The organism is Pseudomonas brassicacearum (assembly GCF_918698105.1).
In the GTDB taxonomy this organism is placed as follows: Bacteria; Pseudomonadota; Gammaproteobacteria; order Pseudomonadales; family Pseudomonadaceae; genus Aquipseudomonas; species Aquipseudomonas brassicacearum_F.
In genome coordinates this window covers 1-10,605 of record NZ_CAKKMI010000130.1, presented here as the reverse complement: position 1 = coordinate 10,605, position 10,605 = coordinate 1, and the positions used below count along the sequence as shown (strand labels likewise).

Below are 10,605 nucleotides of genomic sequence, written 5' to 3'. Positions count from 1 at the left end.
GTTCGGGGAATATGGGGATGATCACGTGCGCTTCGCGCTGATCGAAAACCAGGACCGGATTCGCCAGGCGGTGCGCGGGATACGCGGGATGTTCCGGGCGGATGGGTTGATAAACAAACCTGGCGCCTGACTCAGAGCCAACGGTGGGAGTTTGCTCCCACCCTGGATCTGCTGATCACCAGAAACCAATGTGGGAGCGAGCTTGCTCGCAATAGCGGCATAACAGTCAGCGAAAGAGTCGACTGTCAGTCCGCCATCGCGAGCAAGCTCGCTCCCACAGGTTCAGACCACCAGCGACAACAGCAGGATAAAGATCAACCCCACCACGGACAGGATGGTTTCCATCGCGGTCCAGGTCTTGAAGGTTTCGGCCACGGTCATGTTGAAGTACTGCTTGACCAGCCAGAAGCCCGCGTCGTTGACGTGGGACAGGATCAACGAACCAGCGCCGGTCGCCAGCACCAGCAGCTCACGGTTCACACCCGGCATCATCCCCACCACCGGCACCACGATCCCGGCACCGGTAATGGTCGCCACCGTCGCCGAGCCTGTGGCAATGCGGATTACCGCAGCCACCAGCCAGGCCAACAGGATCGGCGAGATTTGCGCACTCACCGCCATGTGACCGATCACATCGCCCACGCCGCTGGTGACCAGCATCTGCTTGAAGCCGCCACCGGCACCGATGATCAGGATGATCGCGGCAGTCGGGGCCAGGCTTGCATCCAGCCATTTGAGCATCTGGCTGGAACCGATGCCCTGCTTGTAGCCGAAGGTGTACAGCGACAGCAGCAACGCCAGCAGCAAGGCCGAGATCGGATGGCCGATCATGTCCATCCAGACGCGGAAGAGGTTGCCATCGGGCAGCGCTACGTCAGCAAAGGTCTTGAGCAGCATCAGGAACACCGGCGACAGCACGGTGATCAGGGTGATGCTGAAGCTTGGCAGTTCGGCGGAATTCGTCTCACGGGCCAGTTGGTCCACCAGCTCCTGGTTCGGATGGCCGGGGATGTGCTTGGCAATGAACGTACCGAAGATCGGCCCGGCAATGATGGCCGTCGGCAGCGCGACGATCAGGCCATACAGAATGGTCTTGCCGATGTCGGCGCCAAACACGCCAATCGCCAGCAGCGGCCCCGGGTGCGGCGGCACCAGGCCGTGGACCGCGGAAAGACCGGCCAGCAGCGGGATACCGATCTTGATGATCGACACGCCAGTGCGACGTGCAACGATGAACACCAGCGGGATCAGCAACACGAAGCCGATTTCGAAGAACAGCGGGATGCCCACCAGGAACGCGGCGAACATCATGGCCCACTGCACCTTGTCCTTGCCGAAGGCGCGGATCAGGGTCTGGGCGATCTGATCGGCCCCGCCCGACTCGGCCATCATTTTGCCGAGCATCGTGCCCAGCGCCAGGATGATGCCGACAAAGCCCAGCACGCCACCGAAGCCGTCCTGAAACGCCTTGATGATGGTGCCGGCCGGCATGCCCGACGTCAGGCCGAGGAACGCGGCGGCGATGGTCAGGGCAATGAACGGGTGGAATTTGAACTTGGTGATGAGGATGATGAGTCCGATCACCGTGACCACTGCATCAAGCAGCAGGAACGTCTCGTGGGACATGCCGAACATGGGAGGTGTCTCCTGATTTGTTGTTGTTATTGAAGCAGTTATGGGTTAGCCGTCGGGGTAGCGCTATCTTTCTGACGCAAATTTTTGAAACTCAGCCGGCAAGCTTCAAACCATGGTCCAGCCACCAGACGTAAGCCTGATGCGCCAGCTCTTCGACGCTGTGGCTGGACGCATCCAGAGCCAGGGTCAGGGGCTCGCCGACAGGGGATTGAAGAGTGGCAAACTGGCTGTCGATCAGGGTCGACGGCATGAAATGGCCGGGACGATGGGAAACGCGGTCGGCGGCCACCTCGGGGGTCAATTCAAGGAATACGAAGCCCAGGCCTGGCAAGGCACTGCGCAGACGCTCGCGATAACTGTGCTTGAGGGCCGAGCAAGTCAGCACCGGACGCTCGCCCGTGGCGTCGACACGGCGCAACTCATCGCACAGGCTGTCGAGCCAGCCGGCACGGTCGTCGTCGTTCAAGGGAATACCGGCGCTCATCTTCTGGATGTTGGCCGCGGGGTGGAAAGTGTCGCCTTCGATGGCAGTGGCGCCGCTCAGCTCGCATAGCGCCTGGCTGACGCAAGTTTTGCCGCAACCGGCAACGCCCATGATGACCAGGGCGGTGATGGGATTATTCATGTAACACCTCAGCGCGCAGACAGCGCTACCTTTGCCAGTTATGACACCGCAGCAAAAGCAGAAGTTGCCGACGCCTTCTTGTCATTTTTGTGGTTGCAGCATGTTCGTTCACGACACCAGCACACGGGGGATCAGGCAAACCCCACTGACGCATTTGCAGCCGCGTCGAGACAGCGCTACCTTAGTGCCTTGATTTTTGTTTGGCAAGCCGCCCTGATGACCGCCCCTAAAAACGATAAGAATACTCGCACCACCGGTCGCCCTACGCTCAACGAAGTCGCACGCCTGGCCGGTGTCAGTCCCATCACCGCCTCCCGTGCCCTGCGCGGCGTCAGCACCGTGGCCGCCGACCTGGTGGAAAAAGTCCGCCAGGCCGCCGCGCAGCTCAACTACGTCGTCAACCCCGCTGCCCGCGCCCTGGCTTCAGCCCAGAGCCATTCGGTGGTGGTGCTGGTGCCGTCGTTGTCCAACCTGTTGTTCATCGACACCCTGGAAGCCATTCATCGGGTGCTGCGGCCAAAGGGCTTCGAAGTGGTGATCGGCAACTACCACTATTCCCGGGAAGAAGAAGAAGACCTGCTGCGCAACTACATGGCCTATCAGCCGCGTGGTTTGCTGCTGACCGGTTTCGACCGCACCGAAAGCGCCCGGCGCATGATCGAGGCCAGCAACATTCCCTGCGTGTACATGATGGAACTGGACCCCGGCGCCGGGCTCAATTGCGTCGGTTTTTCCCAGCTCAAGGCCGGCGAAACAGCGGCCGAGCACTTGATTTCCAAAGGGCGCAAGCGCCTGGCCTACATCGGCGCGCAACTGGATCAGCGCACCTTGCTACGCGGGGAAGGCTTTCGTGGCGCCCTGCAAAATGCCGGGTTGTACGATCCGGACCTGGAAGTGCTGACGCCACGCCCATCATCGGTGGGCCTGGGCGGCGAGCTGTTCCTGCAACTGCTGGCCAGTCATCCGGATGTCGATGCGATCTTCTTCGGCAACGACGACCTGGCCCATGGCGCCTTGTTGGAGGCGCTGCGCTGCGGCATCAAGATCCCCGAGCAGGTTTCGATCCTGGGCTTCAACGACCTGCCCGCCTCGGCTCACATGGTGCCGCGCCTGAGCAGCATCAGCACCCCACGGGAAGCTATCGGCCGTCGCGCCGCCGAGCAAATGCTGACATTGATGGCCGGCAACCGCATCGCGCAGCCGGTAGTGGACATGGGCTTTGAGCTCAAGGTTCGCGAAAGCACCTGAGCCCGGCACGATGCGGTCGATCCATGCCGACGAACGGCAAGGACTGGCCGCCCCGCTCGCCACGCGCCTGCCCAGAACCCTTGGAATAGGGGCCTCGCGACGACGGCATGGGAATTGCTCCTGCCCATCGCTCAGCCATTACCCACAGGTATTCATCATGTTGGTCAGTGCAAAACAGCAAGCGATGGTCTTGCCGCTCAAACGCCCGGGCGAAGATCCCACCGCCGAAGCCGCCAGCGGCCTGCAAAGCGCCGCGTTGCAGGCCTTGCGCGATAACGCCAGCCAGGGCGCTGCCCAGGTCCAGGAGTCCTTCAGCAAACGAGCCACGCAACAGGTCAACGCTGCCACCGCCATCAGCGACAATGTCGACGAGGCGTTCGCCAAGACCCGCGTGCAGTTGCAGACCGTGGCTTCAGCAGCGGCCGAAGAAACCACGACACTGGGTGGTTCCGCGACGGCAGCATTCAAGGACTACATGAGCAAGACGCCCGAAGAGCGCCTGCGCGACAGCATTCTCGAAGAGATGGGCATTTCTGAGGAAGAGTTCGAGGCGATGCCGCCCGAGAAGCAGATGGCGGTCAACCAGGAGATTGCCCAGCGCATGCAGGACAAGTCGGCGATCGCACAAGTGGAGAAGGCCCAGGAGAGTCGCACCGACGACAAAGCCTCTGCCACGGACATGTTTCTCGCCGCGCTTTAAGCCTCGGCACAGGGCGCAGCGGTTGAGCTGGGGGTTAGCGCCCCCAGCTCAAACCTGAAGCCAACCGAGGCGGTATCGGCTCAATGACCGAACAGGTTCACCTTCTTGGTTTTTTTGTCGGCGCGCTTTTCATCGGCAGTCTTTGCCGGTTTTTTCTTTGCCGCTTTTTTTGAATCCATGCCTTTGGCCATGATACGTACTCCACTCATACGGGATGTGAAGTCAGGTATACACCTATCGCCGCACCTGCGTTCTTTTATAATCGCCCTCCCCTTATCGCCCACGACCTTGCCATGTCCGAAATCCATTACGCAGCGCTCGAAGCATCGCTTTGGCCGCTGATGAACAAGTTCTATCGCGCCCACCAATCCTCGATGAAAGCGGTGCGTGACGCGCAGCTTTGGGTGGCGCGGCGCGATGAGATCGTCGCCGCCCTGTGCCTGCGGCCGGTGTCGGGCGGGCATTGGTTGACAGGGTTGTTCGTCGACCCGGCGTACCGCGTACAAGGCATCGCCGCACGATTGATCGCCGAAGCGGTGAACGGCGTGAATGAGCCGGTGTGGCTGTTCTGCCACCCGGACTTGCGCGGTTTTTATGAGCGGCGTGGTTTCAGCTTCGACCCCGAACTGCCCTATGCGATGGCCGAACGCCTGAGCCGGTATGCGCGCAGCAAGCCGATGATTGCGATGGGGCTTGCGCCAAAAATACGCTTCTGAAACTCAATACAATCCACTGTGGGAGCGAGCCTGCTCGCGATTGCGGTTTTACATCCAGCAGATGAGTTGGCTGATACACCGCTATCGCGAGCAGGCTCGCTCCCACAGGGGATGTATGTCGATCATGAGTTAGTCGTCGACCGTGGGATCCAGGTCCGGGAACATCACCTCGGTAAACCCGAACTTGCTGAAATCACTGATGCGCGACGGGTACAAGCGCCCGATCAGGTGATCGCACTCATGCTGCACCACCCGCGCATGAAAACCCGACGCGTAACGCACGATCGGCTCGCCCTTGGGATCGAAGCCTTCGTAGCGGATGTCCTGGTAGCGCTCGACCGCCCCGCGCAGGCCCGGCACTGACAGGCAACCTTCGAAGCCCTCCTCCATCTGCGGGCCCAGTGGGGTGATCAGCGGGTTGATCAGAATGGTCTGGGGCACTGCCTCGGCGTCGGGGTAACGTTCGCTGTGCTCGAAGCCGAAGATCACCAGTTGCAGGTCCACGCCGACCTGTGGTGCCGCCAGGCCGACGCCGCCGACGCTTTCCATGGTCTGGAACATGTCGTCGATCAATTGCCACAACGCCGGGCTGTCGAACATGTCGGCAGGCACCGGCGGGGCGATACGCAGCAGGCGTTCGTCGCCCATTTTCAGGATGTCACGGATCATGGCCGGGCTTCGTCAGGGTGGGGATGAGGGATGGAATGGTCGCGGCCCAGGCCCGACACATGCTGTTTTTCATGCTCGCCGGGGCTCTTTTCGCCACGGTCCTTGCCCTCGGCGGACATGTGCTCGATCACCGCATTCATCTCCGCACCGAGCAACAGCACCGCCGAGGAAATATAGAAATACAGCAACAACACGATGATCGCGCCGATGCTGCCGTACATGGCGTTGTAGTCGGCGAACGTCTTGACGTAGAAGGCAAACCCCAGGGAGGCGACGATCCACACCACCACCGCCAGGACAGAGCCCGGGGTGATGAAGCGAAACTCCTGCTTGACGTCGGGCATCACGTAATAGATCAGCGCCACGGCCACCATCAACAGAAACACGATCACCGGCCAGCGCACGATCGTCCACAGCGTGACGATGAACGTCTCCAATCCGACCTGGGCCGCGATCCAGCCCATCACCTGCGGTCCGAGCACCATCAGTGCAGCGGCGGCCAACAGCATGCCGGCGATGCCGATGGTGTAGAAAATCGACAACGGAAAACGCTTCCAGGCCGGACGCCCTTCCACCACATCGTAGGCGGCGTTCATCGCGCTCATCATCAGCCGCACGCCCGCCGAGGCGGTCCACAACGCAATGACAATACCCACCGACAACAGCCCGCCCTTGGATTGCTGGAGCTGGTCGATCACCGGGTTGACCTGCTCCAGGGCCTGGGGCGGCAGCACCAGCTCCGATTGCAGGCGCAACCAGGAGAAGAAGTCCGGCAGGTGCAGGAAGCCGATCAATGCGATTAGAAAGAGAATGAAAGGAAACAGCGAAAACAGCATTTGGTAGGCCAATGCCGAGGCGTAGGTCGACATCTCGTCGTCGAGAAACTCAGTCACGGTGCGCATCATCACACGATGCAAGGGCAAGCCTTTCAAGGCCGGGAACATCATGTGCGTCTCCTTTCGCCGCAAAAAAGGAAGGTCGCTTGGCGACTCACGGGTTGCTATCCAAGACAAAAGTAACCTGTTTGGCGACTTTGGAACAATTTCCCCGGTGCAAGTTCGAGCCGACACGAAAACGGCCACGCGCGGATGGCCGTTCCAATCGCTTTTTCAACAGGCCGGTTATGCCTCGTCAACGCCTTTCTTGACTGCATCCTTGGCCTTGCCCACGGTTTGCTGGGCCTCACCTTTTTTCTCCTGGACCACGCCCTCGGCGCGCATGCGGTCATTGTCGGTGGCCTTGCCGACGCCTTGTTTGATGTTGCCGACGGCTTCGTTGGCAACGCCCTTCACTTTATCGCTCGTGCTACCCATGATGTCTCTCCTGTTAACAACTGTACGAAAAGTCATTACATAAGGGTTGACCGAGGCCGTTTGCGGGGAGTTTCATTTTTTCAGCAGCGCATTTCATCGTCAGATGCAGGTTGCGCTTTATGTTTGCCGATCCACCCCCGAGAATGCCCCACGTATTCAGGCTGCGGCCTGAAGCTTCAATCTCGTAGGAACGTTATGAAACTCGATAAAAAGCAGGCCATCGCCCGCAGAAACCAGGAACTGGGCGGCGCCGTATTGGGCGTCAACAACTGCCACTTCAGCGAATTGAACCGTAACCGCAACATCTTCTGGTTCGATATCCCGGTGGCGCGCCTGGCCATCGGTCAATACGAATGGATTCACCTGTTGCTGCACACGCCGGCCACCGATGAGCTGTTGCATCTGAAGGTACCCACGGTGTTCCTGCGCGAGAAGCTGGAAGGCCTGGAAGTGCGCAACCAGGGCAAGCGCAAGGCAGCCCTGAGCCTGGAACTGAGCGCTGACAAGGATTCCTATCTTCAGGACATGCGACCGGGGGGCACCAATCTGGATTTTGCGCAGTTCAGGTTGTAATGCGGTTTCCTAGCTTTGGTGTGTATATCCGTTTTTTGCGTAACGGCGGCTTATGGTTCCGCTTTTACAGCGGGTCACTTTTGGAAGAGCGCCAAAAGTAACCAAAAACGCTTTGCCCCACCACTCGGCACCTCGCTTAGGCTCGGTGTGCCCTCACTCCGGCATTGCTCCGTGGGCCCGCCGCGAAGGGCCATCCATGGCCCAGCGCGGCTATCCCGGCATCCATGCCGGGATGCCCACTGCGCAATGCCTGCGTTCGGCCAGCGTGGTTTAACGGGGCGTCCAGATCAAGATCAAGATCCAAAGCAAGAGCAAGAGCAAGAGCAAGAGCAAGAGCAAGAGCGGGGCTCATGCCGGCATCTATGTGGCTGCACCACCGCTATCGCGAGCAAGCTCGCTCCCACATTGGATCTTCAGCAGACACAAAACCCATATACACCGCAAAACCTGTGGGAGCGGGCTTGCTCGCGAAGAGGCTGGCCCATTCAACATCTTCATCGACTGTGACATCCCCATCGCGAGCAGGCTCGCTCCCACAATAGGCCTGCAGCGAACACAAGACTCATGAAACACCCAAGATCCCTTGTGGGAGCCGAGCTTGCTCGCGATGGGGCCGGCACATCCAACATCACCGCAAACTGACACATCGCCTTCGCGAGCAAGCCCGCTCCCACAGGAGGAACGCGATCACCCAGAACCAGGTCGGCTATAAGGCCGCCTCGCGGTGGACGTTGATCTCGGGCGCCCCGTTAACCACGATGGCTGAACGAAGGTGTTGCGCAGTGGGCACCTCGGCATGGATGCCGAGGTAGCCGCGCTGGGCCATGGATGGCCCTTCGCGGCGGGCCCACGGAGCAATGCCTTCGTTCAGGCATGCCGAGCCTAGGCGAGGCACCGAGTGGTGGGGCAAAAGCGTTTTGGTTACTTTTGCGCTTCTCAAAAGTGACCCGCTGTAAGAGCGGAACCCTAAGCCGCCGTTACGCAAAAAAAGGATATACACACCAAAGCAACCAGCCACAAAAAAAACGGCGCTTCCCATTTCTGAAAGAAGCACCGTTTTTCTAAGTAAACAGCATCACCGCATCAGCGGGTTTGTCATTGGCAACGGGCTTACTTCTTCAGCCCCAGTTTCCTGAGCTCTTCATCCCGCAACTCGCGCCGAAGGATCTTGCCCACGTTAGTGGTCGGCAAGGCATCACGGAACTCCACGGCCTTGGGCACCTTATAGCCGGTGACATTGGCACGCATATGTTCCATCACCTGCTCCTTGGTCAACGTGACACCTGGCCGGGCGACGATGAAGATCTTGATCGCCTCGCCAGACTTCTCGTCCGGTATGCCGATGGCCGCGCACTGCAGCACGCCCGGCAGGGTTGCCAGCACGTCTTCCAATTCGTTGGGGTACACGTTGAAACCGGAAATCAGGATCATGTCTTTCTTGCGATCGACGATGCGCATGTAGCCGTCCGGCTGGATCAGCGCAATGTCACCGGTCTTGAGCCAGCCTTCGCTGTCGAGGATCTCGTCGGTGGCGTCCTGGCGCTGCCAATAGCCCTTCATGACCTGCGGGCCTTTCACACACAACTCGCCGATTTCGCCCAATGGCTGTTCGACGCCCGCGTCATTGATCACCTTGCACAGCGTCGACGGCACCGGAATGCCGATGGTACCGACCTGGATGTTCTGGATCGGGTTGACGGTGGCCACCGGGCTGGTTTCGGTCATGCCGTAGCCTTCGCAGATCGGGCAGCCGGTCACCGCTTTCCAGCGCTCGGCTGCTGCCAGTTGCAGGGCCATGCCGCCAGACAGGGTGACTTTCAGAGCCGAGAAATCCAGCTTGCGGAAGGCTTCGTTGTTGCACAGGGCCACGAACAGCGTATTGAGGCCGACGAAACCGCTGAACTTCCACTTCGACAGCTCCTTGACCATCGCCGGCAGGTCACGCGGGTTGCTGATCAGGATGTTGTGGTTGCCGATCAGCATCATCGCCATGCAATGAAAGGTGAAGGCATAGATGTGGTACAGCGGCAGCGGCGTGATCAGAATCTCGCAACCTTCATTGAGGTTGGAACCCATCAGCGCCTTGCACTGCAGCATGTTCGCCACCAGGTTGCGATGAGTGAGCATCGCGCCCTTGGCCACGCCGGTGGTACCGCCGGTGTATTGCAGCACGGCCACATCGTCGCTGGTGGGGTTGGCTTCGCTGACGGGTTGGCCATGGCCTTTGCTCAGCACGTCGTTGAACTTGACGGCCTTGGGCAAGTGGTAGGCCGGGACCATCTTCTTGACGTACTTGATCACGCTGTTGATCAACAAGCGCTTGAGCGGCGGCAGCAGGTCGGCGACTTCGGTGACGATGACGTGCTTGACGCTCGTCTTGGGTACCACGGTCTCGGCCAGGTGCGCCATGTTCGCCAGGCACACCAGCGCCTTGGCCCCGGAGTCATTGAACTGGTGCTCCATTTCCCGCGCGGTATACAGCGGGTTGGTGTTGACCACGATCAGCCCGGCGCGGATCGCACCGAACACGGCCACCGGGTACTGGAGAACGTTGGGCAGCTGCACGGCGATTCGATCGCCCGGCTGTAAATCGGTATGCTGTTGCAGGTACGCGGCAAAGGCACCGGACAACTCGTAGAGTTCACCGTAGGTGATCGTCTTGCCGAGGTTGCTGAATGCCGGCTTGTTGGCAAAGCGTTGGCAGGACTGCTTCAACACCGCCTGAATATTCGGATACTCGTCTGGATTGATGTCGGCAGCAATCCCAGCTGGGTACTTATCCTTCCAAAAGTCTTCAATCATGGAAGCCCACTCCTCAGCAACGCGAATTCTCACCGCATTTGATGCGATTATTATTGGTGTGTGTTTATTGGTGAATCTGGCTTGAATCAAGGCCGAGAAGTCACAAAAGCGCGCCGAGAGTAGCAGCTTTGCCAGGGGCCGACTAGAGCCAAAAGCAGCCCCCACAGTCACAAACATGACTCATGAATATTTTATGGTCATTTTTAGAGTAAAAATTCTAAGCTCCACCTGAATCACCCTGAATAGCCAAAAAACTGTGGGAGCGAGCTTGCTCGCGATGGCGGTGGACCAGCTGAATCTGATTTAGCTGATACACCGCCATCG

The 10,605-nt window shown here is 59.6% G+C and carries 10 protein-coding genes and 1 pseudogene; 5 read left to right on the top strand and 6 right to left on the bottom strand.

Translation table 11 applies throughout. The features are described 5' to 3' along the window. A pseudogene (locus LQ215_RS28555) lies at positions 1 to 130 on the top strand (alanine transaminase); the annotation flags it as partial. 152 nt (positions 131 to 282) lie between these two features. On the opposite strand, the gene LQ215_RS28550 reads toward LQ215_RS28555, so the two are convergent. Together LQ215_RS28550 and LQ215_RS28545 are read right to left on the bottom strand one after the other, a co-directional pair. Further along, the gene (locus LQ215_RS28550) at positions 283 to 1,635 is read right to left on the bottom strand and encodes a GntP family permease (RefSeq protein WP_230153597.1); all 1,353 of its coding nucleotides are present in this window, start codon (positions 1,633 to 1,635) and stop codon (positions 283 to 285) included. Between the two features lie 91 nt (positions 1,636 to 1,726). Next, on the bottom strand, positions 1,727 to 2,260 hold the full coding sequence (locus LQ215_RS28545; RefSeq protein ID WP_003198590.1) for a gluconokinase: 534 nt from the start codon (positions 2,258 to 2,260) through the stop codon (positions 1,727 to 1,729). A 216-nt stretch (positions 2,261 to 2,476) separates the two neighbouring features. On the opposite strand from LQ215_RS28545, the gene LQ215_RS28540 reads away from it, so the two are divergent. The 3 genes from LQ215_RS28540 to LQ215_RS28530 all read left to right on the top strand — a co-directional run bounded on the left by LQ215_RS28540 (position 2,477) and on the right by LQ215_RS28530 (position 4,924). Continuing rightward, a complete protein-coding gene (locus tag LQ215_RS28540) occupies positions 2,477 to 3,508 on the top strand; it encodes a LacI family DNA-binding transcriptional regulator (protein ID WP_230153596.1) in 1,032 nt (343 codons plus the stop codon). Between the two features lie 157 nt (positions 3,509 to 3,665). Further along, the gene (locus LQ215_RS28535; RefSeq protein WP_230153595.1) at positions 3,666 to 4,208 is read left to right on the top strand and encodes a hypothetical protein; all 543 of its coding nucleotides are present in this window, start codon (positions 3,666 to 3,668) and stop codon (positions 4,206 to 4,208) included. Positions 4,209 to 4,501: 293 nt separating this feature from the next. Then, positions 4,502 to 4,924, top strand: a complete 423-nt coding sequence (locus tag LQ215_RS28530) for a GNAT family N-acetyltransferase (RefSeq protein WP_230153594.1) — start codon at positions 4,502 to 4,504, stop codon at positions 4,922 to 4,924. A 129-nt stretch (positions 4,925 to 5,053) separates the two neighbouring features. Here the strand turns inward: LQ215_RS28530 and def are convergent, their stop codons facing one another. The 3 genes from def to LQ215_RS28515 form a co-directional block, all read right to left on the bottom strand. Further along, a complete protein-coding gene (gene def, locus LQ215_RS28525; protein WP_230153593.1) occupies positions 5,054 to 5,593 on the bottom strand; it encodes a peptide deformylase in 540 nt (179 codons plus the stop codon). Then, on the bottom strand, positions 5,590 to 6,540 hold the full coding sequence (locus tag LQ215_RS28520; RefSeq protein WP_230153592.1) for a YihY/virulence factor BrkB family protein: 951 nt from the start codon (positions 6,538 to 6,540) through the stop codon (positions 5,590 to 5,592). Before LQ215_RS28520 ends, def begins: the two co-directional genes overlap by 4 nt. Before the next feature lie 174 nt (positions 6,541 to 6,714). Further along, a complete protein-coding gene (locus LQ215_RS28515) occupies positions 6,715 to 6,906 on the bottom strand; it encodes a CsbD family protein (RefSeq protein ID WP_058545733.1) in 192 nt (63 codons plus the stop codon). A gap of 195 nt (positions 6,907 to 7,101) precedes the next feature. Between LQ215_RS28515 and LQ215_RS28510 the strand changes: the two genes are divergently transcribed. Then, positions 7,102 to 7,479: a hypothetical protein gene (locus tag LQ215_RS28510; RefSeq protein WP_025212261.1), complete on the top strand. Its 378-nt coding sequence runs from the start codon at positions 7,102 to 7,104 to the stop codon at positions 7,477 to 7,479. A 1,110-nt stretch (positions 7,480 to 8,589) separates the two neighbouring features. Here the strand turns inward: LQ215_RS28510 and fadD1 are convergent. Continuing rightward, on the bottom strand, positions 8,590 to 10,281 hold the full coding sequence (gene fadD1, locus LQ215_RS28505; protein WP_230153591.1) for a long-chain-fatty-acid--CoA ligase FadD1: 1,692 nt from the start codon (positions 10,279 to 10,281) through the stop codon (positions 8,590 to 8,592). Positions 10,282 to 10,605 lie beyond the last annotated feature (324 nt).